The sequence below is a fragment of the Sphingomonas sp. P4_G3 genome (assembly GCF_056401105.1).
In genome coordinates this window covers 150507-175822 of sequence record NZ_JBFUJZ010000001.1, presented here as the reverse complement: position 1 = coordinate 175822, position 25316 = coordinate 150507, and the positions used below count along the sequence as shown (strand labels likewise).

Annotated in this window: 19 protein-coding genes; 12 read left to right on the top strand and 7 right to left on the bottom strand. The window is 64.8% G+C overall.

From position 1 onward, the window contains the following. Positions 1-102: 102 nt before the first annotated feature. The 8 genes from hisD (at position 103) to pyrE (ending at position 10283) form a co-directional block, all read left to right on the top strand. Positions 103-1389, top strand: coding sequence for a histidinol dehydrogenase (gene hisD / locus AC1DQQ_RS00820; RefSeq protein ID WP_478027660.1), 1287 nt, complete (start codon positions 103-105; stop codon positions 1387-1389). Positions 1390-1614: 225 nt separating this feature from the next. Next, positions 1615-2073 carry a transcription antitermination factor NusB gene (gene nusB / locus AC1DQQ_RS00815; RefSeq protein WP_478027659.1) on the top strand — a complete coding sequence of 153 codons (459 nt, stop codon included), beginning with the start codon at positions 1615-1617 and terminating at the stop codon, positions 2071-2073. 12 nt (positions 2074-2085) lie between these two features. Beyond that, a complete protein-coding gene (locus AC1DQQ_RS00810; protein WP_478043998.1) occupies positions 2086-2262 on the top strand; it encodes a DUF4169 family protein in 177 nt (58 codons plus the stop codon). Between the two features lie 10 nt (positions 2263-2272). Next, positions 2273-3166, top strand: a complete 894-nt coding sequence (gene thiL / locus AC1DQQ_RS00805) for a thiamine-phosphate kinase (RefSeq protein WP_478043997.1) — start codon at positions 2273-2275, stop codon at positions 3164-3166. A gap of 114 nt (positions 3167-3280) precedes the next feature. Further along, positions 3281-5395, top strand: a complete 2115-nt coding sequence (locus AC1DQQ_RS00800) for a sodium-translocating pyrophosphatase (protein WP_478043996.1) — start codon at positions 3281-3283, stop codon at positions 5393-5395. A 135-nt stretch (positions 5396-5530) separates the two neighbouring features. Continuing rightward, complete coding sequence (locus tag AC1DQQ_RS00795) at positions 5531-7492, top strand: alpha/beta hydrolase family protein (RefSeq protein WP_478043995.1); 1962 nt, start codon at positions 5531-5533, stop codon at positions 7490-7492. A gap of 87 nt (positions 7493-7579) precedes the next feature. Continuing rightward, positions 7580-9598 (top strand): alpha/beta hydrolase family protein, encoded by a 2019-nt coding sequence (locus AC1DQQ_RS00790; protein ID WP_478043994.1) that lies wholly within the window; start codon positions 7580-7582, stop codon positions 9596-9598. Positions 9599-9689: 91 nt separating this feature from the next. Then, entirely contained in the window at positions 9690-10283 is a 594-nt protein-coding gene (pyrE, locus tag AC1DQQ_RS00785; protein WP_478043993.1) for an orotate phosphoribosyltransferase, read from the top strand. 80 nt (positions 10284-10363) lie between these two features. Here the strand turns inward: pyrE and AC1DQQ_RS00780 are convergent, their stop codons facing one another. The 3 genes from AC1DQQ_RS00780 to AC1DQQ_RS00770 form a co-directional block, all read right to left on the bottom strand. Then, on the bottom strand, positions 10364-11113 hold the full coding sequence (locus AC1DQQ_RS00780; protein ID WP_478027652.1) for an isocitrate lyase/PEP mutase family protein: 750 nt from the start codon (positions 11111-11113) through the stop codon (positions 10364-10366). Positions 11114-11226: 113 nt separating this feature from the next. Then, the gene (locus AC1DQQ_RS00775) at positions 11227-12024 is read right to left on the bottom strand and encodes a LytR/AlgR family response regulator transcription factor (RefSeq protein WP_066826631.1); all 798 of its coding nucleotides are present in this window, start codon (positions 12022-12024) and stop codon (positions 11227-11229) included. Further along, positions 12021-13181: a sensor histidine kinase gene (locus tag AC1DQQ_RS00770; protein ID WP_478039865.1), complete on the bottom strand. Its 1161-nt coding sequence runs from the start codon at positions 13179-13181 to the stop codon at positions 12021-12023. The genes AC1DQQ_RS00775 and AC1DQQ_RS00770 overlap by 4 nt, the downstream gene beginning before the upstream one ends. A 119-nt stretch (positions 13182-13300) precedes the next feature. Between AC1DQQ_RS00770 and AC1DQQ_RS00765 the strand changes: the two genes are divergently transcribed. From AC1DQQ_RS00765 to AC1DQQ_RS00755, 3 genes are read left to right on the top strand one after another with little or no spacing between them, the layout of a single operon-like run. After that, positions 13301-13711: a hypothetical protein gene (locus AC1DQQ_RS00765; protein ID WP_478043992.1), complete on the top strand. Its 411-nt coding sequence runs from the start codon at positions 13301-13303 to the stop codon at positions 13709-13711. A gap of 48 nt (positions 13712-13759) precedes the next feature. Next, the gene (locus tag AC1DQQ_RS00760; protein WP_478043991.1) at positions 13760-16006 is read left to right on the top strand and encodes a TonB-dependent receptor; all 2247 of its coding nucleotides are present in this window, start codon (positions 13760-13762) and stop codon (positions 16004-16006) included. Beyond that, positions 16003-17346, top strand: a complete 1344-nt coding sequence (locus AC1DQQ_RS00755; RefSeq protein WP_478043990.1) for a PepSY-associated TM helix domain-containing protein — start codon at positions 16003-16005, stop codon at positions 17344-17346. The genes AC1DQQ_RS00760 and AC1DQQ_RS00755 overlap by 4 nt, the downstream gene beginning before the upstream one ends. A gap of 115 nt (positions 17347-17461) precedes the next feature. On the opposite strand, the gene AC1DQQ_RS00750 is transcribed toward AC1DQQ_RS00755, so the two are convergent. Both AC1DQQ_RS00750 and ligA read right to left on the bottom strand, forming a co-directional pair. Continuing rightward, positions 17462-20230, bottom strand: a complete 2769-nt coding sequence (locus AC1DQQ_RS00750) for a TonB-dependent receptor (protein ID WP_478043989.1) — start codon at positions 20228-20230, stop codon at positions 17462-17464. Between the two features lie 150 nt (positions 20231-20380). Further along, positions 20381-22516 carry an NAD-dependent DNA ligase LigA gene (gene ligA / locus AC1DQQ_RS00745; RefSeq protein ID WP_478043988.1) on the bottom strand — a complete coding sequence of 712 codons (2136 nt, stop codon included), beginning with the start codon at positions 22514-22516 and terminating at the stop codon, positions 20381-20383. A 20-nt stretch (positions 22517-22536) separates the two neighbouring features. Here ligA and AC1DQQ_RS00740 point away from each other — a divergent pair, with 20 nt between their 5' ends. Then, on the top strand, positions 22537-22941 hold the full coding sequence (locus AC1DQQ_RS00740) for a hypothetical protein (RefSeq protein ID WP_478043987.1): 405 nt from the start codon (positions 22537-22539) through the stop codon (positions 22939-22941). 44 nt (positions 22942-22985) lie between these two features. Here AC1DQQ_RS00740 and AC1DQQ_RS00735 read toward each other — a convergent pair whose 3' ends face one another. Both AC1DQQ_RS00735 and recN read right to left on the bottom strand, forming a co-directional pair. Beyond that, positions 22986-23534, bottom strand: coding sequence for a hypothetical protein (locus AC1DQQ_RS00735; RefSeq protein ID WP_478043986.1), 549 nt, complete (start codon positions 23532-23534; stop codon positions 22986-22988). Between the two features lie 46 nt (positions 23535-23580). Beyond that, positions 23581-25245 carry a DNA repair protein RecN gene (recN, locus tag AC1DQQ_RS00730; RefSeq protein WP_478043985.1) on the bottom strand — a complete coding sequence of 555 codons (1665 nt, stop codon included), beginning with the start codon at positions 25243-25245 and terminating at the stop codon, positions 23581-23583. Positions 25246-25316: the final 71 nt, after the last annotated feature.

Genomic DNA, 25316 nt, shown 5'->3' with positions numbered 1-25316 from the left:
CTCCCCTTCAGGGGAGGGGTTGGGGTGGGGCGAAGCCTCGCAGAGCGCATCCCTTTTGACTCCCCCACCCCAAACCCCTCCCCTGAAGGGGAGGGGCTTAAAATGATCAAACTCTCCACGTCCGAGCCCGGCTTCGAGCGCCAGTTCCAGGCGCTGGTCGACGCGCGGCGCGAGGCGGATAGCGATGTTGCGCGCGATGTCCGCACGATCGTCGCCAGCGTGCGCGACGAAGGCGATGCCGCCGTCCATGCCTTCACCCGCAAGTTCGACCATCACGACCTCAACGAGACCGGCTGGCGGATCGAGCGGGCCGAATGGCTCGCCGCGCACGAAGCGCTGGCACCCGATCTGCGCGACGCGCTCGAACTCGCCGCCGAGCGGATCGCGGCCTATCACATCAAGCAGAAGCCGGAGGACCGCGACGAGATCGACGCGGTCGGCGCGCGGCTCGGCGCGCGGTGGCGTGGGGTCGACGCGGCGGGGATCTATGTTCCCGGCGGACGCGCGGCCTATCCCAGCTCGGTGCTGATGAACGCGATTCCCGCCAAGGTCGCGGGGGTCGAGCGGCTGGTGATGGTCACGCCCACCCCCAATGGCGAGGTCAATCCTTTGGTRCTCGCCGCCGCGCATATCGCCGGCGTCGATGAAGTCTGGCGGATCGGCGGCGCACAGGCCGTCGCCGCGCTGGCATACGGCACCGGCCACATCGCACCGGTCGACGTGGTGTGCGGTCCCGGCAATGCCTGGGTCGCGGAGGCCAAGCGTCAGCTCTACGGCGTGGTCGGGATCGACATGGTCGCCGGGCCCAGCGAGATCGTCGTCGTCGCCGACGGCAAGAACGATCCGCACTGGATCGCCGCCGATCTGTTGAGCCAGGCCGAGCACGATCCGTCGAGCCAGTCGATCCTGTTCACCGACAACGCGGCCTTGGCCCGTGCGGTGGCCGAGGCGGTCGACCTCCAGATCGGCGAACTCTCGACCGCCAAGGTCGCACGCGCGAGTTGGGACGCGAACGGTGCGATCATCGTCACCGCCGACCTGGTCGAGGCGATGCCATTGGTCAATCGGCTGGCGCCTGAGCATCTCGAGCTCGCCTGCGACGAAGCAGATGCGCTGTTCGACATGGTCAAACATGCCGGGTCGGTGTTCATCGGCCGCTACACGCCCGAAGCGGTGGGCGATTATGTCGCCGGTCCCAACCACGTATTGCCGACCGGCCGCCGCGCCCGCTTTTCGAGCGGATTGTCGGTGCTCGACTTCATGAAGCGCACCAGTTTCCTCTCGCTCGATCCGGCCTCGCTGGCCGCGATCGGCCCCGCCGCGGTTACCCTGGCGGAAGCCGAGGGCTTGCCCGCGCATGCCCGCTCGGTCGCGCTGCGGCTGGGCTGATGGCTGTTGGTTGAGGCGCGGCGTCGTGCGCCCCTAACCTCCCCACAATTCCTTCGTCACCCCGGCCTTGTGCCGGGGTCCACTCCTCCGCAACCGAGATGAGGAGTTGTTGCACGGTGGATGCCGGGACAAGCCCGGCATGACGAACTTAGATAACGTCGCCCGGAGGAACGATTCATCATGGCACCGCTTTTTTTTGGCGGCGCGCGCGCCTAAGGCACCGTCATGTCCCAACGTACAGCCACACGATCCAAAGCCCGCGCCGCCGCGCGGCTCGCCGCGACCCAGGCGCTCTATCAGCACGATATGGACGGAACGGCCGTCGTCTCGCTGCTCCACGAATTCCATCAGCATCGCCTCGGCGCGACGATCGAGGACGCCGAATATGCCGATGCCGATGTCGATTTCTTCGACGATCTGGTGACCGGCGCGCTGGCGCGGATCGACGAGATCGATGCGCTGATCTCGGCAAATGTGACCGCCGACTGGAAGATCGAGCGGCTCGACAAATTGATGAAGGCAATCCTGCGCGCCGGGACCTACGAATTGCTCGCGCGTAAGGACGTCGCGGTCGGCACCGTGATCAACGAATATCTCGACGTCACCGATGCCTTTTACGAACGTCGCGAAAAGGGCTTCGTCAACGGCATCCTCGACGGCGTCGCCAAGAGCGCGCGGGCCTGACCGGCGGCGCCGATGGCGGAGATCGTCAACCTCAACCGCGCCCGCAAGGCGAAAGCGCGCGGCGAGGCCCAGGCGACTGCCGCCGCCAACCGGGTCGCACACGGCCGGACCAAGGCAGAGAAACAAGCTGCCAAGGCGGAAGCCGAGCGGCGCGCCCGCGACCTGGACGGGGCGAAGCGCGAGCCATGAAGCGGCGGGCGTGACCGAGGACGATTTCATCGCCGCGTTGCGCACGCTGCGGCTCCACCCGGGCGCGCACGACCTGCGCGACGATAATGCGACGATCGGCGGATTGACCGTCACCACCGACACGATCGTCGAGGGCGTCCATTTCCTGCCCGACGATCCACCCGGCGACGTCGCCTGGAAGCTGCTCGCGGTCAATCTGTCCGACCTCGCCGCCAAAGGCGCGCGGATCGAGGGCGTATTGCTCAATTATCCGCTGTCGAGCGACACGTGGGATCACGCGTTCCTCGACGGCCTGCGCGCCGCGCTCGACACGTTCGGCTGTGCGCTGATCGGCGGCGACACCGTATCGCTTCCCGAGAACGCGCCGCGCGTGCTGACGCTGACGGCGATCGGCCGCGATGCGCCCGCGCCGCTCCGCTCGGGCGCGCAAGCGGGCGACGAGCTTTGGGTGACGGGGACGATCGGCGACGCCGGCGCGGGCTTGCGGATCGCGCAGGGGGCAGCGGGTCCGCAAGCGCTGCTCGCTCGCTATCGCCGCCCGACCCCGCGTCTCGCCGAGGGATTCCGGCTGGCCCCGCTCGTCCATGCGATGATGGATGTGTCGGACGGACTGTTGATCGACGCCAGCCGCATGGCCGCGGCCTCGGGCCTGGCGGTCATCGTCGAGCTCGCCGCCGTTCCGCTATCGGCAGACTATCTCGCCTTCGCGGGCGCTGATCTCGCCGCTCACCTCGCCGCGGCGACCGCGGGTGACGATTACGAATTGCTGTTTGCGCTGCCCGAGGGCGACGAGCCGTCCATCGGCGCATTCTCGGTCGGCCGTTTCGCCGCCGGCAGCGGGATCACGCTGACATGGCAGGGCGCCTCCGTCCCGCTCCCGGCCAGCCTCGGTTTTCAGCACTGACGGCCGGGGTCCGTGGGCGCTTGCGCTCGCTCGATCCCTCCTTATACCTCCTGCCCACCTTCGGGAAAGTTCGCGCGCGCCATCCGGCGCGACGTGTCTAATAGGGGAAGAGGAATGACGATTGTCTATGCGGCCATCGTCTGCGGCCTGATCGCCGTAGTCTATGGCTTCATCACCAGTCAGCAGGTGCTCCGCGCGCCGGCCGGCAACGAAAAGATGCAGGATATCGCCGCCGCCATCCAGGAAGGCGCCAAAGCCTATCTGGGTCGCCAATATACCACCATCGCGATCGTCGGCGTTATCGTCGCCGTGATCCTGTTCTTCACGCTCGGCGCCTTGTCGACCGTGGCGTTCCTGATCGGTGCGGTGCTGTCGGGCATCGCCGGTTTTATCGGCATGAACATCTCGGTCCGCGCCAATGTGCGCACCGCGGAAGCAGCACGCACCTCGCTTCAGGGCGGCTTGACCATGGCGTTCCGCTCGGGCGCGATCACCGGCATGCTGGTGGCGGGTCTCGGCCTGCTCTCGATCGCCGGCATCTTCTGGTATCTGACCGGGGTCAAGCATCTCGAGCCGGGCGATCATGAGATCGTCGCCGCGCTGACCGCGCTGGCCTTCGGGGCCTCGCTGATCTCGATCTTCGCGCGCTTGGGCGGCGGTATCTTCACCAAGGCCGCCGACGTCGGCGCCGACCTGGTCGGCAAGGTCGAGGCGGGCATCCCCGAGGACGACCCCCGCAACCCCGCAACCATCGCGGACAATGTCGGCGACAATGTCGGCGATTGCGCCGGCATGGCGGCCGATCTGTTCGAAACCTATGTCGTGACGATCGGCCTGACGATGGTATCGATCGCGCTGCTCCTGTCGGGCGCACCCAATCTGTTCGCGCTGATGAGCCTGCCGCTGATCGTCGGCGGCGCGTGCATCATCACCTCGATCATCGGCACCTATTTTGTCCGGCTCGGCAAGGGTCAATCGATCATGGGCGCGCTGTACAAGGGGTTCTGGACCACCGTCATCCTGTCGGCTTTCGCCATCTTCGGCGTGACCAAATGGGTGCTCGGCGACCTCAACGCCGCGATCGGCACTGTCGGCGACAAGAGTTTCAACGGCATGTCGCTGTTCTATTGCATGCTGATCGGCCTGGCGGTGACCGGCCTGCTGGTATGGATCACCGAATATTACACCGGCACCAACTATCGCCCGGTCAAGTCGATCGCCAAGGCGTCGACCACCGGCCACGGCACCAACGTCATCCAGGGGCTGGCGATCAGCCTCGAATCGACCGCGCTGCCGACGCTCGTCATCGTCGTCGCGGTGATCGCGACGTACCAGCTGGCGGGGATCATCGGCGTGGCGTTCGCCGCCACCTCGCTGCTGGCGCTTGCCGGCATGGTGGTCGCGCTCGACGCTTATGGCCCGGTCACCGACAATGCCGGCGGCATTGCCGAAATGGCGGGGCTGCCCGACGACGTGCGGCATCGTACCGATGCGCTCGACGCGGTCGGCAACACCACCAAGGCGGTTACCAAGGGCTATGCGATCGGCTCGGCGGCGCTCGCCGCGCTGGTCCTGTTCGGCGCCTACACGACCGATCTCGATCGCTATGCGACCCAGCTCGGTATCGGGAAGATCAACTTCGAGTTGAGCAATCCCTATGTCATCGTCGGGCTGCTGCTCGGCGCCCTCCTTCCTTATCTGTTCGGCGCGTTCGGCATGACCGCGGTCGGCCGGGCGGCGGGATCGGTAGTCGAGGACGTTCGCGCGCAGTTCGCCGCGGACAAGGGGATCATGGAAGGGACCAGCCGTCCCAATTACGGTCGCACCGTCGACATCGTGACCAAGGCGGCGATCAAGGAAATGATCATCCCGTCGCTGCTGCCGGTGCTGAGCCCGGTCGTGGTGTTCTTCGTCATCCAGGCGGTGGCCAACCGCGAAGAAGGTTTCGCCACGGTCGGCGCGATGCTGCTCGGCGTGATCGTCTCCGGTCTGTTCGTCGCCATCTCGATGACTTCGGGCGGTGGTGCCTGGGACAATGCCAAGAAGTATATCGAAGACGGCAATTACGGCGGCAAGGGCTCCGAAGCCCATAAGGCCGCGGTCACCGGCGATACCGTGGGCGATCCGTACAAGGACACGGCCGGCCCTGCGGTCAACCCGATGATCAAGATCACCAACATCGTTGCGCTGCTGCTGCTCGCGGCACTGGCCGCGCACGGCGCCGGCTAAGCGAGTACTGTTCCCGTCCGGCCATTGCGCCGGACGGGGCAGATTGTTCTTTTCGGACATAAAAATGGATCAGGGGCAGCTTGTCTGCCCCTTTTTCATTGCTAGACTTGGCGCCGGGGCATTGGGGGGAAAGCCATGTTCGGGCGTATCATATCGATAGCGGCGGCGGCCGCGCTGTTTCCGGCGATCACCGCGGTGTCGGCGCAAGACGCCAAGCCGGCCGCGCCGGAGGCAAAGCCGGTCCCGGCCAATGCCGGTCCGCCCCCCGCTGCCGCCTTCGCGCAATTGCCGTTCATCGAGGCGCCGGCGCTGTCGCCCGACGGTACCCGCATCGCCGCGCGAATGGCGATCCAGGGCAAGATGCGGCTGGCGATCATTCCGCTCGCCGACACCACCAAGCTCAAGCTCCTCGATCCGGGCGATTTCGAGCTGACGAGCTGGAAATGGGTCAACAATGACTGGCTGTTGCTCCGCGCCGGAGAGATGCAACCGGTTCAAGGCGACAGCTGGTATGTCAGCCGCGCGTTCGGCGTCCGGGCCGATGGCGGCAAGATCAATGTCCTGGCGACGCCAACCACCGGCCAGAATGGCGCCGATATATTGTGGATCGCACGCGACGGCAGCCCGCATGCCCTGATCGCGATGCAGAACTCGATCTATATGGACGAGGATTTCTGGCCGCAGGTACGCGACTTCGACATCTCGACCGGCAAGAGCAAGATCGTCCAGGGCTCGACGACGAATGTGATGGACTGGTATGCCGATACTGCCGGAACGGTCAGGATGGGCATCGCCTATGACGACGACCGGCGGTCGTACCGTACGCTGTACCGCACGCAGGCCGGCGGCTCGCTGAAAACGATAGCTCGCACGACCGGCAAGGGCAGCACGCTCAGCACTTTGCCGGCATTGATCTTGCCGCAATCGGGCAAGGCAATCGCGATCGACGATGCCGACGGGTTCGACGCGGTCTACGATTTCGATCTCGACACGATGAAGATCGGCGCCAAGATCTTCGATTCGCCCGGCTATGACGTCGACGGGCCTTTTCTCGACCCGACAGGCACGAAGCTGATGGGATTCCAATATACCGATACGCGGACGCGCACGAAGTGGCTCGACCTCACTTTGGCCCAGGTCCAGGCGGATCTCGACAAAGCGGTTCCCAATTTGTGGCCCGATATCGTGTCGTGGAGCAACGATCTGAGCGTGTTGATCGTGCATATCGGCGCGGCCGACAGCCCGGGCGCCTATTATCTCTATCGGCCGGCCGACGGACGCATGTCGGTCTTCGCAACGATCAACGCGACGCTCGGCACCAGGACCTATGCGCCGGTCAAGACCGTCCGCTACACCGCGCGCGACGGTACCGAAATGTCCGCGGTACTGACCTTGCCCAGGGGGCGCGAGGCGAAGGATCTCCCGCTGATCCTGATGCCGCATGGCGGTCCGGCGGTTCGAGACGAGGAGGACTGGGACTGGTGGTCTGAGTTCCTGGCAAGCCGCGGCTATGCCGTGCTGAAGCCCAATTATCGCGGCTCGACCGGTTTCGGCACCAAGTTCAACAAGCTCGGCGAGGGCCAATGGGGCCTAAAGATGCAGGACGACCTGGTCGACGCGGTCGGCTGGGCGGCGAAACAGGGGATCGCCGATCCCAAGCGCGTGTGCATCGTCGGTGCGTCCTATGGCGGCTATGCCGCGTTCCGCGCGGCGCAGCGCGACAAGGGCGTCTATCGCTGCGCGGTGTCCTTTGCCGGCGTGTCCGACATGACGGCGATGCTGCGCTACGACGGATCGTTCCTCAACGGCGGCCGAAACAAGGATTATCTGCGCAAGCAGGCTCCCGACCTGAAGGGGGTGTCGCCGATCAACTTCGCCACCGATTTCTCGACGCCGATCCTGATCATGCACGGCAAGGCCGACCAGGTCGTACCGGTCAAGCAATCGCGCGAGATGGTCGAGAGACTGAAAGCGGCCGGCGCGACCTATCGCTATGTCGAGCAGCCTTTGGGCGACCACCATTTCACGCGTCAGGCCGACCGCCTGCAATTCCTGGAGGAACTCGAGACGTTCCTGGCGAAGTACAATCCGGCATGACGGGATATCTGGCGTCGGCAGTGTGGTTGCCCGCGTCTGGATGCGCGTTACTATTCAACCATTGATAGAGGCAGGGGGCAGCCTTTTATGAAGACACTTCATCGCGCGGTGCTTGGCGCGGCAGCATCGATCGTCCTGGCGGGGACAATGGCATCGGGGCAAGTGCCGCCGACAAGTAGCGATTGGGCGACCAAGACCGTTCCGCTCGAGGTCCTGGCGCAATTTCCGATGATCACCCAGCCGCGTATGAGCCCGGATGGCAAATGGATCGCAACCCGGATCAGGGCCGGCGGCGAACAGGTGCTCGCGATCGTCCCGGTGAAGCCGGGGGAAGCCAAGACAGAAGTCATCGCGCGCAACGGCGAGGCGATCAAGGACAAGGAAGGTGATCGCCAGATCGTCGATTATCGCTGGGCCGATTCCGATCATCTGGTCATTACGTTCGACACACGCGAGAATTTCTACGGACAGTGGATCGATGATGTCCGCTATGCTTCGTACAACCGCACGACGAAAAAGATACTTCCGCTCGGGTGGGACAAGTCGCTCGGCTCGACCGAAATGTTGTGGCTGTCCAACTCGGGCAAGCCGCACATGCTGCTTCAACGCATTCCGTGGGACGCCAACTCGACACGCGGTCCAGACACCGAGATGACGCGCAATCCGGAAGTCATCGACGTGGATCTCGACACCGGCAATTCGACCACCGTCATGCCGCACAACGCAGCGGTCGAGGATTGGACCGCCGATGCCGACGGCGTCGTCCGGATCGGTACCGCGAGCGACGCGGATTCGGGCAAGGTGCAGGTCTATTACCGCACCGTATCGAGCCAGCAGCTGAAGAAAATCTTCGACGGCACGCCCGATCGCTATGGCGAACTCGGTATCCCCTCGCTGTTCCTGGCGGGCGGCACCAAAGCCTATGCCTATGGCAAGGAAGACGGATATCGCTCGCTGTACGAATTCGACCTCAGCACGATGAAGCTGGGCAAGAAGGTCTTCGGCGTGCCGGGATACGATATCGGGGGTGCTGCGCTCACTCCCGACCGCTCCGCTTTGCTCGGCGTGACCTATACGACCGGCCGCGAGCATTGGACCTATTTCGACCCGCGGTTGAAGGAAATCCAAAGCCTGCTCGAGGAAAGCTTCGGCAAGGACAATGTGCTGATCGCCACCGCCGATGCCAAGCGCGAGACGATCCTGTTCCGCGTCGCCAAGATGGGTCAGGCGGAGACCTGGTACATTTTCGATACGGTGTCGGGCGGCATCGGACGCTTCGCTTATGGCAACGACACGCTGAAGGACGCGATGCTCAATCCGGTCTCGGTTGTCACCTATCCGGCGTCGGACGGGAAGAAGATCGAGGCGATCCTGACCATGCCGCGCCATCGCGCCGGCCAGAAGAATTTGCCCTTGATCGTGTTGCCGCATGGCGGTCCCTGGGCTCGTGATCGCGCCGATTGGGACCCCTATGGCTGGGCGCAATCGCTCGCCGAGCTCGGCTATGTCGTGATCCAGCCCAATTATCGCGGCTCGACCGGCTATGGCAGCGAATGGGAAAAGGCGTCCGAAAAGGCCTGGGGCTATCGGATGCAGGACGATCTCAACGACGCCATTCCCTGGCTGGCCGGCCAGGGAATCGCGGATCCCAAGCGCGTCTGCATGTTCGGCTGGTCCTATGGCGGCTATGCGGCATCGCGTGCTGCGGAACGCGATGGCGACAAATATCGCTGCGCGATCAGCGGCGCCGGCGTCCACGACCTCATCGCGATGCAGCGCTATGACAAATCCTATCTCGGCCGCTACGGCGCCAAGATGGGCATGGGATCGGCCAGCGGTGACCTGGAAGACGCATCGCCGGGTCTCCATCCGGAAAAATACTCGATCCCGATCCTCATCGTCCAGGGGGCAAAGGACGTCCGCGTCCCGCCCGCCCAGGCGCGCGACCTGGTCGGACGACTGAAAAAGGCGGGCAAAGTGGAGGGCAAGGACTTCTTCTATCTCGAGCAACCGCTCAATACGCATAACCTGCTGCGCGAGGCCGATCGTGTGCAGTTGATGCAGGAGGTCAAGAAGTTCCTCGACCGATTCAACCCGGCGACCTGATCGCGCCGGTTGACGCATCGCCGGGGTTGATCGAAGGAGGGGCGCCGCCGGCCGCGGTGGCGCCCTTTCCCTTTGCCCCCGTGAGGACCCCATGGCCGCCCCGTACGACCGCGAAGCCCTTCGCACGCTGCTCGCCACGCGCACGCTCAAGCGCGGCGATTTCCTGCTCGTCTCGGGCAAGCGCAGCCGCATCTATTTCAATATGAAGGCAACGATGATGACGCCCGAGGGCGCGGCGCAATGCGCGCGCGGGCTGTTGTCGGTGCTGGGCGATCTGGACGCCGATTACGTCGCGGGGCTGGAAATGGGCGCGGTGCCGCTGCTCGGCGGGATCGCGGCATTGAGCTGGGACATCGGCCGGCCGATCGGCGCGGTGTTCGTGCGCAAGGCGGCGAAGGCGCATGGCACCTCGCTGATGGTCGAGGGGCTCGACGATAGCGGCGGCGAGACGCTCCAGGGCAAGCATGTCGTGCTGATCGACGATGTCGCGACCAGCGGCGGATCGATCCTCAAGGCCGCCGAGCAGATCGAAGCGGCGGGCGGCATCATGAAGGACGCGATCGTCATTCTCGACCGCGAACAGGGGGCGGATGCCAATCTCGCCGAGCGCGGGATCACGCTGCACGCGCTGTTCACCGCGACCGATCTGGGAGTGACCGAGGCGGACAAGCTGCCGCTCGACTGAAAGCCGTCGCCCCGGCGGAGGCCGGGGCCTCAGGCCGTACCGCGACTCTCCTGCGATCCCGGCCTTCGCCGGGATGACGGTTATTTCCAGTTGATTGCCGGCCGCGCTTGCTCCTCGAGCCAGGCCATCGCCGCGAACCACGGGCTGCCGCCATAACTGACGCGCGCGACGCCGGCATCGGCGAGCGGCTTGGTTGGCGCGCCAGGACCGGGAATGACGTTGATCAGCGCGCCGGTACGCTTGACGATCTCGGCGATCGCCGTCGTATCGCGCAGACCGGGGACGAAAATGCCGCTCGCACCTGCCGCCATATAGGCCGCGGCGCGATCGACGGTTTCGTCGAGCATCGATGCGTCGTGCTGGTCGGCCGGCGCGCGCAGATAGAGGTCGATACGGGCATTGATGAAGAACGCCTCACCCGCGCCCTTGCGCGCCGCCGCGACGCGGTCGGCCTGGGTCGCGATCGGATAGACGCCCTCACCGCCGATCACCGAATCCTCGAAATTGCAGCCGACCGCACCGGTCGCGGCGAGGCCGGCCAGATTGACGGTGATCCCGGCCGCGTCCCGGGCATAGCCGCTCTCGAAATCGATCGAGACGGGGACGTCGACCACATTCATGATCCGCTTCGCATTGTCGAAGACGAGATCGAGCGGCACTTCCTCGCCATCGCCGAAGCCGAGCGACCCAGCCGCGCCGTAGCTGCCGGTCGCGATCGCCTTAGCCCCCGCCTTGGCGATCGCCACCGCGCTACCCGGATCCCAGCAATTGTAGATGATCAGCGGGTCGCCAGGGACGTGGAGCGCGGTGAAGGTTTCAAAGGCGGACATGACGATTCTCCTGGAAGGCTCGACTTTTGTTGCCAATTTGTTCCGCACTGGTCAAGCGATGGGAATCCGGCGGAGCGAGCGGGGAGAGCCGACGTGACCCTCCCCGCTCGGCTCTAGTGGACGAAGCGCGCCACCACGTCGCGATAGCTGCGGCTGACTTTCACCTGGCCGCCCGAATCGAGCACCAGGAAACATTCGCCATTGGTATGCGGCTTGACCTGTCGGACAAGGTCGAGATTGACGATCGTCGAGCGATGCACGCGCTGGAAGCGGCGCGGGTCGAGCCGCTTTTCCAGATCCTTCATCGTCTGGCGCAGGATCAGCGTGTTGTCGCCGGTCTTGATGCACATGTAGTCGCCCGCCGCTTCGACCACCTCGATCGTGTCGACGTCGACGCGGAAGATCTTTCCACGATCCTTGATGTTGATCAGCTTTTCGAAGCGATTGGACGACACCTCGCCGCCATCGGCGATCTCCTCAGCTGCTTCCGGCGCAACCTCGGCGAGCGCTTCCTTGTATTTGCCGACTTCCTCGGCGGTGCGCTTCTCGCTCAGGCGCTGGCGGACGCGGTCGAGCGTGTCGGCAAGACGCGATTCCTCGACCGGCTTGACCAGATAATCGGTCGCCTGTGCCTCGAAGGCGCGAATGGCGTGGTCGGAATAAGCGGTGACGAAGACGAACAGCGGCGGTTCGACTTCCATCAGGCCCTGGATCACCGAAAAGCCGTCGAATCCCGGCATCTGGATATCGAGAAACACCAGATCGGGCTTGTTTGTCTTGATACTGCGGATCGCCTCGCGCCCGTTGGCGCAACGATCGATGATCTCGACATCGTCATGCGCTTGAAGGCGGAGTTCGAGCCCCTGGATCGCGAGCGCTTCGTCGTCCACCAGGATGGTTCTTATGGTCATGCGGCCTCTCTATTCGGATCTTCCAACTGGTACGGAATCTCGATCTCCACAGCAAAGCCGCCCCCTGGTGCAGACCGAGCATCGAAACGGTGGTCAGGTCCGTACGCCTGAGCCAACCGATCTCTTATATTGGCGAGCCCCACGCCAGTTGAAAGGCTCGGCCCTAACTTGCTCTCGATCAAGCCGGGGCCAGTGTCCGAGACGGTAATCCGGACCCGTTCGCCGACGAGACGTGCCGAAACTGCGATTTCCGCCCCCTCCTCGCTCGGCGTGACCGCATATTTGATCGCGTTTTCGACCAATGGCTGGAGCAACAAAGAGGGCAAACGCGCGCGTTCGGCGCGGGGATCGATCTCGAATACCGGGCGCAGGCGCTTTTCGAACCGCATCTTCTCGATCTCGAGATAGAGTTTGAGCGTATGTACCTCCTGCGCGACCGTCACGTTCGCGGTCGGCTCGTAAATCAAGGTGAAGCGCAGGAAGTCGGCCAGCCGCGACAGCATCGCATTGGCGCGCTCGGTTTCCTTGAGCAGCACCAGGGTCGAGATCGAATTGAGCGTGTTGAACAGGAAATGCGGGTTGAGCTGATAGCGCAGCATCGCCAGCTGCGCCGACGACGCCTGATTGCCGAGCACCAGCAGCTGGTCGGCCTGCTGTTCGACGATCAGATAGAAATTGATCCCGAAATAGAGCGCCGACCATCCCGCCAACACGGTGAAATTGAGGAACAGCTGGCCGAATACCAGGCCCAGGTTGAGGCCCGGATTGTCCTTCATGATGCTGTAGGAGAAACCGTTGAGCACCGCCGCCAGGAACGTCGCGCCGGCCAGCGTCACCACCGTCAGCAGGATCGCGCTGATCCGCGGCAGGCGGCGATAATAACCGTACAGGGTCGAAAGCAGCAACGTGATGCAATAGCCGACGATCGATTCGATGATCCCGGGGACCAACGCCGACATCGGTGCGCCATTGGACACCGACGACACCGAGCGAAGCAGCAGATAGCCGCCCCAGCCGACACCCTGCAGGATCCAGAACGCACGACTCTTGTCCTCGAAGAACGGACGCGAAAAGATCGCGGGAGTCCAGAAGCGGCGCTTCTGGCCCGTCAATGAGGTGTCGGCCGGCGCCGGCACGGGAGAGGAAATCGTGGCCATCGGGCTGGTCCCTTTATACCGGCCGGACCGGCCACGCAAAGCATCGCCTGTGGGCGGTTGTCCATGGACAGGAATATCAATGGCATCGGCGCGGTCTTTTGCTTAGGAGCAGCCCCGCAATGAATCCCGCCACTCGCCCCGACATGCTTGGCCGCCGCTTCGGCTGGCTGGTGTTGCTGGTGGCCGCGTTGCTGGTGCGCAGCGTCGCTCCCGACGGGTGGATGCCGGTGGTCAACGCTGCCGGCGGGATCGAGATCACCGTCTGCAACGGCACCGGCCCCGACGACGCCATGGTGCTGTCGCCCGATGGCAAGCTGCATCACAAGGCGCCAGGCAAAAGCCAGCCCGGCGACCACGTTTGCGCCTTTTCGGGGCTCGGCATTGCCGACGTGCCGCCGACGCTCGTTACGCTAGCCGCGCCGATCTTCGCGCCCGGAGCCGCGCCGACGCTCGATCCGATCGACGCCTTCCCCGGCCGCGGCCTCGCCGCGCCTCCGCCTCCCGCCACCGGACCGCCTTCCCTCGCCTGAACCGACGCTGCCTCCGGCAGCTTGAGCGATTCAGTAAGGGGAATGATTGTGACTATTGCCAAGCGCACCCTGTGGTGCGCGTCGCTCGCCGCGATGGCGAGCGCCATCGCGCTGCCCGCGCATGCCGCCGATGACCCCGCGCCAGGCGACGACCGCCGCGACGACATATTGATCACCGCGCAACGCCAGCAACAGACGATCGAGAACGCACCCTCGACACGCGCGTCGGTCGACGCCGACACGATCGCGCGGACGGTCAACGCGATGAACGTCGAAGACACGCTCAAATATCTGCCCAGCCTGATCGTGCGCAAACGCCATATCGGCGACACCCAGGCGCCGCTGGCGACGCGCACCGCCGGCCTGGGCGCCAGCGCACGCAGCCTGATCTATGCCGATGGCGCGTTGCTGTCGGCATTGATCGGCAACAACAACACCTCGGCCAGCCCGCGGTGGAGCGCGGTCAGCCCGCAGGAGGTGGCGCGGATCGACGTGCTCTATGGGCCGTTCTCAGCGGCCTATCCGGGCAATTCTATCGGCGCGGTGGTCAATATCACGACGCGCCTACCCGACGAACTCGAGGCGACCGCGACCGCGGGGGTCAGCGTCCAGACCTATGACCTCTATGGGCGGCGCGATACCTATCCGGCCTATCAGGCGGGGCTGACGATCGGTGATCGCTTCGGCCCGCTGGCGCTGTTCGCGAGCTACGATCACGTCACGAGTCGTTCGCAGCCGATCGGCTATGTCACCGGCGCCGCGGGCCCGGGCGTGGTCGGGGCGATCCCTGATCGCAACCGGACGGGACAGCCGATCACTATCCTGGGGTCGAGCGGGATCGAGCGTCAGGGGCAGGATCGCGTCAAGCTCAAGGCCGCGCTCGACCTGAGCAGCGATATTCGCCTGACCTATGTCGGCGGGCTGTTCCTCAACCGCACCAATGCCAGCGCCGAGAGCTATCTGACGGCGACCGCGACCGGCCTCCCCGCCTATCCCTCGGCATCGTTCGCCAGCGGCACCTACCTATCGCGCCAGCGCCACTGGTCGCACGCCGTGTCGCTCGGGGGATCGGCCGGCGCCGTCGATTGGCAAGTGATCGGAACGCGCTACCGCTTCGCCGATGACGAGCAGCGGGTGCCGACGGGCTCCCTACCCGCCGCTTTGTCGGGCGGTGCCGGCAACGTCACCCGGCTCGACGGCACCGGATGGGACACGCTCGATGCCAAGGCGGCCTGGAGTCGCGGCGGCAATGTGCTGAGCGCCGGTGCGCATTGGGACCGGTTCGTACTGGCTAGCAATCGCTATGCGACGACCGACTGGATCAAGGGCACCGACGGCGCGCTGAACCAGCAGTCGCTGGGGAAGACGCGCACCGCTGCCTTGTGGGCGCAGGACGCGCTCGACCTTCTGCCCAGGCTGACGCTGACGCTCGGCGGCCGCTACGAATGGTGGCGCGCCTATGACGGGGTCAATTTCTCGGCCTCGCCGATTGTATCCAATATCCAATCCGAACACTCAGCCGCCCGCTTTTCGCCCAAGGCGTCACTGGCCTGGAAGCCCGCCGACAAGTGGAAGGTGCAGCTGTCCTATGGCGATGCCTGGCGCTTCCCAACGGTCGGCGAACTCTATCAACTCGTCACCAGCGGCGTGCTCGGCGCAATCCCCAATCCCGACCTCAAGCCGGAACATGCTCGTTCGGCCGAGCTCGCCATCGAACGCGTGGATGCGAAGGGATCGATTCGCTTGTCCCTGTTCAACGAGGTCGTGACCGATGCACTCTTATCGCAGACCGGCACCCTCACGGCGGTCAGCGGCGGGACGCTCACCGCAAGCTTCGTCCAGAATGTCGACCGCACTCGAGCGCGTGGCGTGGAACTGGCCGTCGTCCGCAACGACCTGATCCCGCGCATCGATCTGTCGGGGAGCGTGACTTATGCCGACGCCACGACGCGCGCCGATCCCGGTCTTCCGGCGGCGGTCGGCAAGCTGATCCCGACCGTACCGCGCTGGAAGGCAAATGCGGTCGCGACCTGGCGGCCGGTCGATGGCGTCTCGCTGTCGGCGGCGGCGCGCTATTCGAGCCGGATGTACGGCCAGCTCGACAATAAAGACGTGGTCGGCAACACCTATCAGGGCTTCTACAAATTCTTCGTCGTCGACCTGCGCGCGCAATTTGTCGTCGCGAAGAAGTATGCGCTCGGGCTCGGCGTGGATAATGTCAACAATGACAAATACTTCCTGTTCCACCCCTTTCCGCAGCGGACGTTCCACGCCGACCTGACGATCAAGCTATGAGCGTCCGGCCGCCCGGCTCGCGCTGGTACAATGCGGTCTGGCGCTGGCATTTCTATGCGGGGATGTTCTGCGTCCCGTTCGTTTTGTGGCTGGCGATCACCGGCAGCATCTACGCCTGGCGGCCGCAGATCGAGGCGTGGCTCGACCGGCCTTACGACTCGCTCGTCCCCATCGCTACGCGCGCGACGCCCGAGGCGATCGCCGCGGCTGCGGTGGCGGCAGTGCCGGGATCGCGGCTGCACAAATATGAGCTGCCGCAATCGGATAGGGCAGCGGTGCGAGTCCTGGTCGGCACCGATAGCGGGGATCGGCGTGTCTATGTCGATCCCTACAGGCTGATACCGCTCAAGGTCGTGGCCGAAGACGATCGACCGATGCAAATCGTGTCGCGCCTGCACGGCGAGCTGCTCGCCGGCACCTGGGGTAGCTACATCGTCGAGACCGCGGCTTGTTGGACCCTCGTGATGATCCTGACGGGCCTGTATCTCTGGTGGCCGCGAGGACGAAAGGGATATGCGGGCCTGCTCTATCCCCGCCTGTCGGGCGGCCGGCGATTGTTCTGGCGCGATCTGCACGCGGTGACCGGCATCTGGGTGTCTCTGCTCGCCCTGTTCGTGATCGCCACCGGCTTGCCTTGGGCAAAAGCATGGGGAAGCTATTTCAAGGAAATCCGGACGGTGACCGGCACGCTCGACGGGCCGGTCGACTGGACGATTGGCGGCCGCAAACCCGCCGACGACCCGATGCTCGGCGATCATGCCGGACATATCGGCATGGCAATGGCGCACCAAGGCGTCCGGCCGGGAGAGCTGAATCGCGCGGTCACCGTGGCGACAGCACTCCACTTCGCGCCGCCGGTGCTCGTATCGCCGCCGGGCAAGGAGCCACACAGCTGGACCATCTCATCCGACGCCGCCGACCGGCCGTTACGCGCACAAGCAGTGGTCGACGGCGCGACCGGCGCCGTGCTGGCGCGCAAGGACTTTGGCGAACGCCACTGGATCGACCGCGCGGTTGGCTATGGCATCGCGACGCATGAGGGCCAGTTGTTCGGCATTGCCAATCAAATGCTGATCACGCTTGGCGCGCTGATGCTGATGACGCTGAGCGTATCGGGAGTAATTTCATGGTGGCGGCGTCGCCCTTCGGGGCGACTTGGCGCACCTTTGCCGCTGTCGCGCCCGCGCTTCCACGCCGTGTTGATCGCAGTGATTGTCGCGCTCGGGCTGGCGATGCCGCTGTTCGGCGCGTCGCTGCTGGTGGTGCTCGCGGTCGAGCGCGGACTGAAACGCTGGTCGGGCATCGCCCGCTGGTTGGGATTGCGAACCGCCCGGGCCTGACGCTTCAGCCATCGCGGCGCGGCCTCAATCCCCAACCGATCCGTCGCTGGCAAAAGAAAGCGCCGCCCCTGCCCGAAGGCAGGAGCGGCGCCCTTAGTCCGTCGATCGGTTCAAATCAGAACTGGAAGTTCAGCGTGCCGATGAAAGCGCGCGGGCTGCCGATCTGGACGAACGGTACCGAGTACTGGACCGTCGAGCCACCGGTGAAGCCGCCGACATAGTATTTATTGAAGATGTTCTGGACGTTGACCTGGAAGAAGGTCTTATCGTTCAGGCCGAGGAAACCGAGCTTAAGGCGAGCGTCGAAGTCGACGGTGCCATAAGCCGGCGTCTTCGCGCCATAGACCTGATAGACGAAGCCACGCGTCCCGGCGAACGCCGTCGTCGTGCCGCTAGTGTTCGCCAGCGTCGGGCAGACCTGGTTCACAAGCGACGCGGTGCACTGCAGGTTCGGCAGGTTCTGATCATTCAGATAGCGCGGACCAGTGACCTTGCCCTGAAGCGCAAGTGAGAGCGGGCCAACATCACCCTGCAAACGCAGGCCGTAGGTATAGGTGGGCGAACCCGATTCGCGCTTGCCGGCCGTCGCGGCGTAGATCGGCGCACCGACCGAGGTGCAGTTCACGGTCTGAGTATTGGCGCACTCGCCGATCACAACGTCATTCTTGATTTCAGACTTAAGATACGAGCCCCAGGCATAGACAAGGACTTCGCGGATCGGACGATAAGCGAAGCTGGCATCGATGCCGTATTTGTCCACGCGACCCAGGTTGCGATAGATCGTCTGGTCGGTGGTGACGTCATAGGCGCTCGCCAGACGATTGGTGAAGCGCGTGTACCACGGGCTGATCGTCGCCTGGATCTTGCTGGTCGTGTAGCGGACACCGGCGTCGAAATTGTCCGTCGTCTCCGGGGTCGGATGCGCCGCCGGATTGCTCAGGGCATAGAAAAAGCTCTGATACAGGTTATCCGTGCCAGGGACCTGCAGGCCCTTCGAATAGTTTACGTAAGCTGTGAAACCACCGCCGAACTTATAGGTCGCGCCGGCGTTCGGCAGCACCCGATTGTAGGTGAACACGCGGCGCTGGGGTGCGGACGCAAGTGGGTTCGCCGTAGCATAGACCGTGTTGTCGGCGCTGTTGCCGCGGCCGAGGCAGTCGACGTTGCCGTTCGCTGCCGTGGTGAAGCAGAAGTTGTTGAGGTTGCGCTTGAACCAGGGTGCGCGGACGCCGAGGTTCAGGGTCAATCCGCCGAACGTGCCGCGATACTCGCCCGCGACCTGATCGAGGATTGCGTAGGACAACCGGTCGCGCTTCTCGACGAGGCGACCATTCGTCGCGGTGAGACCATTGTTGATCGGGAACACGTCGAACGGCACGCCGTTCGCCTGCAATTTGCCGAGCTCGCCCGTCTGACGGTGACGGCCGTAATCGTGCGAATAGGCGATACGGATCGAGTTGTTCTCGTTCAGATCGTAACGCAGCGACGAGATCAAGCCGTAGCGATGGGTGACCGTCTGGCTTGGCGCCAAAAGGGTGACCGTGTCGAGCTTGTCGCCGTCCCCGTTCAGATCGGTGCCAAGATAATATTGGCCGCCGATGAAGCCGTAGAGCGGCGTGGTGATCGCGCCACGCGTCGCATTCGCGGTCTGCGTATAGCCGACGGTTTCGCGACCGGTAACCGTGCCGCCGCCGTTCGCCTTGACGTACTGGAAGCTCGGCTCGACCGTCAGGACAAGGCCGGGGGCGAGCGTAAAGCGCGAACTGATGCGGATATTGCCGGTATTCGACGGATTGTATCGCTCATCGAAGCTCGTGCCGCACGCTATGTTGTTGTTGGAAGCGGTCGGATCGTTGACGGTGCCCGGCGCGTCGGCAACGCCGAATGTGCCCTGTTTCGTCTGGCAGCGCGCGATCGAGTAAGGCAGCTCATCGCGGCTGAAGGGGAAGCGGTTGCCCGATCCCGTTCCGGGTGTCCGCAAGCCGTTGTCGATCAGGAAAGGATTGAGCGTGGTGATAGCAGGATCGGTCGGCGTTCCGACAACCGGCGCACCCGCGCGCGGCGCAGTGATCTGGGTAAGATTGCGCGTGTCGTACCGCAGCGGCGCCGAACCGAAGAAGTTGTTGCGGTTGACGTTGTAATTGGCCGCGATCGAGATGAAGTCGCCGTTCGAACCGATCGGCTGATAGACGCGGCCGTTATACTGCGCCTTGCGGATCTTGCCGAAGTTGTTGAACACCACGTTGTTCTCGGCGTGGCTCATCGACAGCCAGGCCTTGGTGCCGAACTTGGTGAACTCGCCCGTGTTGATCAGGCCAAAAATGCGGAAGAAATTGTAGTCGCCGATCGAACCCTGCAGACGCGCACCGAATTCGTCGGTCGGCATGATCGTGCGATAGTTGACGGTCGAGCCCGATGCCGCGGCGGTCGGGCTGTCGACGTCGGTCGAGCCGTAGCTGACATTGACCTGCTCGATCAATTCGGGGTCGAGCTGCTGGTTCGAATAGAGTGCGTAATTGCCCGTGTCGTTCAACGGAACGCCGTCGAAAGTCAGCGCGATGCGCGACGAATCGAAGCCGCGGATGGTCAGCGTGCCGCCGCCCGAACCGAACGGATCGTTATTCTGGAAGCTGACGCCCGGCAGTGCGTTGATCGTGTCGAGGATCGAGTTGCCCGGGGTTTGACGCGAGATGAACTCCTGGTTCAGCACGCCGCGCGCCTTGGTCGTGTCCGGAATCTGCATGCCGCCGACGCCCTTGGAATTGGTCGTCGCGGTGATAACGATGTCGCCTTCGAAGTCCGCCGAACCGGCCGACTGCGCAAAGGCTGCCCCCGGAAGCATGATCGCGGCCGCAGCCACGCCAATAAGAAATTGAGTCCGCATTATATTCCCCTTTGGGCGCGAGTCGCTGTTGAGCGCGGCGTTGTTTCACCGTCGCGAGGGCCCATGGAGACTGAATATTTCGGTTGAATGACAACGCAAGAGGGCGATGAGATTACTGTGGATTAAGCCATGCTGCGTTGCAAAAAAGCATCATCCCGCGTCCGCCACGATTGCGGCCCATCCGGCCTCATCCATGACTTCAATATTGAGTTCGGCCGCTTTCTTGAGCTTTGAGCCGGCCCCAGGCCCCGCGACCACGAGGTCAGTCTTCGCCGACACCGATCCCGACACCCGCGCGCCGAGCGCTTCGGCCTGGGCCTTGGCCTCGTCGCGGCTCATCGTCTCGAGACTTCCGGTGAACACGACGGTCTTGCCGCTGACGCGTGATTCGCGCGCCTTGAAGACAAAGGCGGGCGGGCTGACTTCCGCCAGCAGGTCATCCCACACCGCGCGGTTATGCGGCTCGTGGAAGAAATCGGCCAGCGCATTGCCGACCGCGGCACCGACATTGTCGACGCCGATATGCTCGGCGATCGCCTTGTCGCGCCGCGCGCGGAATTTCTGCTCGTCTTCCGCCAGCGCGGGGACGATGCTGTCGCGGAGTGCGATGATCTCGTCGGCCAGCGCCTTGATCTCCGGCAGGGTGGCATGGCGCTTCAGCAAGTCACGCGCGGTGACCACGCCGACATGCCGGATGCCCAGCCCGAACAACAGCCGCACCGGATCGGGCGCGCGCTTCGCCTCGATCGCCTCGAGCAGATTGTCGACCGATTTCTCCTTCCATCCCTCTCGGCCAAGCAGTTCCTCGCGATACGCGGCGAGGCGGAAGATGTCAGCGGGCTCGGCAATCCAGCCGAGATCGAGGAATTCGCGAATCGTCTTGTCGCCCAGCCCTTCGATGTCGAGCGCGCCTCGGCTGACGAAATGGCGCAGCCGCTCCTGGCGTTGCGCAGGACAAATCAACCCGCCGGTGCAGCGGATATCGACCTCGCCTTCCTCGGCCAGAGCTTCCGAGCCGCATTCCGGGCAATGGGTCGGGAAGGTCCAGGGATCGCGCGGCTCGTCGCGGGTCAGATTCTCGACGATCTGCGGGATGACGTCGCCCGCGCGCTGCAGCACGACGCGGTCGCCCGGCCGCACGCCGAGCCGCGCGATCTCGTCGGCATTGTGCAACGTCGCGTTGGTCACCACGACGCCGCCGACCGTCACCGGCTCGAGCCGCGCGACCGGGGTCAGCTTGCCGGTCCGCCCGACCTGGATGTCGATCCGCTCGAGCGTCGTCTGCGCGCGCTCGGCGGGGAATTTGTGCGCCAGCCCCCAGCGCGGCGCGCGGCCGACAAACCCCAATCGCGCCTGCCAGTCGAGCCGGTCGACCTTGTAGACCACGCCGTCGATGTCGAACGGCAAATCGGCGCGCTCAGCCTCGATCGCCTTATAGGTGGCCAATGCTTGGTCGAGCGTGCCACCCGGCTGGAACTGGCGCGTGACGGGAAAGCCCCAGTCGCGGATCGCGGCGATCACCGCCGATTGCGTGTCGCCCGGTAGCGCGCTGGCATCCCCCCACCCCCAGGCAAAGAAACGCAATGGACGCGATGCGGTGACGGCCGCGTCCTTCTGGCGCAGCGACCCGGCCGCGGCATTGCGGGGATTGGCGAATTGGCGCGCTTCCTTGCCGGTGTCCTCGGCTTCGGCGAGCAGGCGCGCGTTGAGCGCGGCGAACGCCTGTTTCTCCATATAGACTTCGCCGCGCACCTCGAACAATTCGGGCGCGCCGGCGGGAAGCGTCGCGGGGATATCGTCGATCGTGCGGACGTTGGCAGTGACGTCCTCGCCGATCTGGCCATCGCCGCGCGTCAGCGCCTGGACCAGTCGCCCCATTTCGTAGCGCAGCGAGCAGCTCAGTCCGTCGATCTTGGGTTCGGCAGTCAGCGCGATCGCTTCGCCTTCGCCCAGATTGAGGAAGCGGCGGACGCGGCCGACGAAATCGCCGACCTCCGCGTCATCAAAGGCATTGTCCAGGCTGAACATCGGCCGCGCATGCGCCACCTTGGCGAGGTGTCCGGCAGGCGCGGCGCCAACTTTGCGGCTGGGCGAATCGTCGCGGATCAGATGCGGGAATGCCGCCTCGATCGCGCTGTTGCGGCGCATCAGCGCGTCATAGTCTGCGTCCGAAATCTCCGGCGCGTCGTCGGCATGATAAAGCCGGTTATGGTGCGCGATCTCCGCCGCGAGCTGCTCGAGTTCCTGAGCGGCGGCTTCATCGTTGGCGGGCAGCGGAATCGTCATGCGCCTTTCTTTAGCAGCCAATGCGGCGCAGGAAACCGCGCCGCTCGCCGCAATTGCGCCATGCGCGTCCGGCAAGTTCGACGGCGATGCTGATCGTCCTCCTCGCGATGCAGGCGGCGCCCGTCACCGGCGAGCGGACAATCCATTCCGGCAACGATCTCAACGGGTTCGACCTGGCCAAGGCCAAGCCCAAAGCCGCCGACAATGCATGCGGCGTCGACAACCCCGGCGACGATATCGTCGTCTGTGCGCGCCGCAAGATGATGGATATCGACACCAGCCGGATGCCCGATTTCGCCGAAAAACCGGTCCGCTCGGTCGTCGATCTTCCCGGAGGCGCCAAAGCCGGCCTCGGCACAACCTCGCGCGATGTCGGCGGATTCACCTCGAAAGCTATCATGGCGAAAGTGAAGATCCCTTTCTGAATTTCCTTCCCAGCGAGGGAGAGGAGTTCGGCTGCGATCTAGTTCTAGTGCCCGACTACCGTCGCCACCACGAGCACGACGATCCCGGCCAACGACAGCAGCGACAGCCGCACTGTTCGCTCGATCCAGTATGAGCGCCGCCGCGTGAGCGCGAGCGTGGCCGCGATTTCGCGCGAAAAGGTCGTGAAGTTGGCGACATAGCCCCAGCGCGCGCGAAACAGGAACAGACAGATCGCGCTCGATCCGGCCAGCAACCCCATCAGCAGCAGGACGGGCACCATATGCGCGGTCGCGATGTCCAGCCTTGCCGTGTTACGCGCGATCAGGCCGAGAAAGGCCAGGATCAAGCCGTCGAACGAAAGGATTCCGCGCGCCTTCGTCAATTGCCGGTCGACGATGCGGTCGACATAAGCAACCGCCGCATCGCCATAGGTCGGATGATCGTCGATCGCACCGTCATCGCTCTTTTCGTATCGCGCCGTGAGCGCTTCGTGATGTCCTTCGGTGCCGCCGGGAATGTCGGGAAACCAGGTCATCGCCCAGATCGCGGCGACGATCAGCACCGCAACGAAGATCAGGTCGAACGTTCCCATTATGCTGCGCCGAGCGTCCAGGCGGCGCGCGAGGAACGCGACGCGGTCATGCCGCCTCGAGCAGGCGTTCGGCCTGGGCGCGCGCCTCGTCGGTGATGGTCGCGCCCGACAACATGCGGGCAATCTCCTCGCGCCGCGCCGCGCTGTCGAGCGCGCTCACGCCGGTGCGCGTGACCAGGCCGTCGGAGGATTTGGCGATGAAATAATGCTGCCCGCCGCGCGCCGCGACTTGCGGGCTGTGCGTGACCACCAGCAATTGCGTGCGATCGGCCAATCGCGCGAGCCGTTCGCCGATCGCGGAGGCGACCGCGCCGCCGACGCCGCGATCGATCTCGTCAAAGATCATCGTCGCCGCCCCGCCTTCCTCGGCCAGACTGACCTTGAGCGCGAGGATGAAGCGCGACAATTCGCCACCCGACGCGATCTTGGTCAGCGGCGCGAACGGCGCGCCGGGATTGGTCGCGATCTCGAACTCGACACGGTCCTTGCCGCCCGGCCCCCATTGCTCGTCGGGCAAGGTCTCGATCATCGTGCGGAAGCGCGCGGCATCGAGCTTGAGCGGGGCGAGCTCGCCCGCCACCGCCGCATCGAGCCGTGCGGCCGCGGCATGGCGTTCGGCGGACAAAGCGTCAGCCGCCGCTTCATAGGCAGTGCGGGTTTCGGCCACCCGGCGATCGAGTTGGGCGAGCCCTTCCTCCCCCGCCTCGATCGTCGCGAGCCGCCCGGCCATGTCCTCGGCGAGTTGCGCGAGATCGTCGGGCTGGACGCGATGCTTGCGCGCCATCGCGCGGAGATCGAACAGCCGCGCCTCATCCTCTTCGAGTGCGCGCGGATCGAACATCAACGCGGCGCGCGCGGCCGCGAGTTGATCCTCGGCCAGCGCGCCTTCGTTGATCGCGCGGTCGAGCGCTTCCAGCGCTTCGCCCAGCGCAGGATGCGCATCGGCAACTCGCTCGAGCACCCGCGCGGCCTGACGCAGCCGGGCAAGCCCGCCGTCCGAGCCGGCCAGATACTCGTCGAGCGCTACCATATCCTCGGCAATCTTCTCGGCGCGCTGCATCGAGCGGCGGCGCTCGGCCAGCGATTCTTCCTCGCCGGGTTCGGGGGCGAGTTGGCGCAGTTCGGCGACGGCATGCGCGAGATAGTCGCGATCGCGCGCCGCGGCATCGATCTCCGCGCGCGCCACTGCCAGCGCATCCTCGGCGTCGCGCCAGGCGCGATAGGCTTGCGCCGCCAATCCGGCATGGCTGCGCCCGAACGCGTCGAGCAAGGCTCGGTGACCGCGCGGGTTGAGCAGCCCGCGATCGTCATGCTGGCCGTGCACCTCGACCAGATATTGCGCGAGTTCGCGCAGCAATCCGGCCGAGGCCGGCTGGTCGTTGACGAAACCGCGGCTGCCGCCATCGGCCTTGACGATACGGCGGATGATCAGCGGCTCGCCCGGATCGATCTCGAGCGCATTCTCGGCGAGCAAAGAGGCGATCGGACCGCCATCATGCGGCGTGTCGAAGCTGGCGGTGACCACCGCCTGCGCCGCGCCCTGGCGGACCAGCCCGCTATCGGCGCGCGCGCCAAGTGCGAGCCCCAGCGCGTCGAGCAGGATCGACTTGCCCGCGCCGGTCTCTCCGGTCAGCACGCCCAGCCCGGCGCCGAAATCGAGTTCGAGCGCTTCGATCAGCACAACGTCCCGAATGGCGAGCGAGGTCAGCATCGCGCCATCCTTAGCGGCAAAAATGATGCCGGGTCATCCCGCTAATTTGTCGCGCACGCTCAGGGGAGAGA

Bases quoted from the DNA above. Each gene is read 5' to 3' on its own strand.
- nusB (WP_478027659.1), top strand. From the start codon at position 1,615: ATGTCCCAACGTACAGCCACACGATCCAAAGCCCGCGCCGCCGCGCGG.
- AC1DQQ_RS00810 (WP_478043998.1), top strand. From the start codon at position 2,086: ATGGCGGAGATCGTCAACCTCAACCGCGCCCGCAAGGCGAAAGCGCGC.
- AC1DQQ_RS00800 (WP_478043996.1), top strand. From the start codon at position 3,281: ATGACGATTGTCTATGCGGCCATCGTCTGCGGCCTGATCGCCGTAGTC.
- AC1DQQ_RS00795 (WP_478043995.1), top strand. From the start codon at position 5,531: ATGTTCGGGCGTATCATATCGATAGCGGCGGCGGCCGCGCTGTTTCCG.
- AC1DQQ_RS00790 (WP_478043994.1), top strand. From the start codon at position 7,580: ATGAAGACACTTCATCGCGCGGTGCTTGGCGCGGCAGCATCGATCGTC.
- pyrE (WP_478043993.1), top strand. From the start codon at position 9,690: ATGGCCGCCCCGTACGACCGCGAAGCCCTTCGCACGCTGCTCGCCACG.
- AC1DQQ_RS00780 (WP_478027652.1), bottom strand. From the start codon at position 11,113: ATGTCCGCCTTTGAAACCTTCACCGCGCTCCACGTCCCTGGCGACCCG.
- AC1DQQ_RS00775 (WP_066826631.1), bottom strand. From the start codon at position 12,024: ATGACCATAAGAACCATCCTGGTGGACGACGAAGCGCTCGCGATCCAG.
- AC1DQQ_RS00770 (WP_478039865.1), bottom strand. From the start codon at position 13,181: ATGGCCACGATTTCCTCTCCCGTGCCGGCGCCGGCCGACACCTCATTG.
- AC1DQQ_RS00765 (WP_478043992.1), top strand. From the start codon at position 13,301: ATGAATCCCGCCACTCGCCCCGACATGCTTGGCCGCCGCTTCGGCTGG.
- AC1DQQ_RS00755 (WP_478043990.1), top strand. From the start codon at position 16,003: ATGAGCGTCCGGCCGCCCGGCTCGCGCTGGTACAATGCGGTCTGGCGC.
- AC1DQQ_RS00750 (WP_478043989.1), bottom strand. From the start codon at position 20,230: ATGCGGACTCAATTTCTTATTGGCGTGGCTGCGGCCGCGATCATGCTT.
- ligA (WP_478043988.1), bottom strand. From the start codon at position 22,516: ATGACGATTCCGCTGCCCGCCAACGATGAAGCCGCCGCTCAGGAACTC.
- AC1DQQ_RS00740 (WP_478043987.1), top strand. From the start codon at position 22,537: ATGCGGCGCAGGAAACCGCGCCGCTCGCCGCAATTGCGCCATGCGCGT.
- AC1DQQ_RS00735 (WP_478043986.1), bottom strand. From the start codon at position 23,534: ATGGGAACGTTCGACCTGATCTTCGTTGCGGTGCTGATCGTCGCCGCG.
- recN (WP_478043985.1), bottom strand. From the start codon at position 25,245: ATGCTGACCTCGCTCGCCATTCGGGACGTTGTGCTGATCGAAGCGCTC.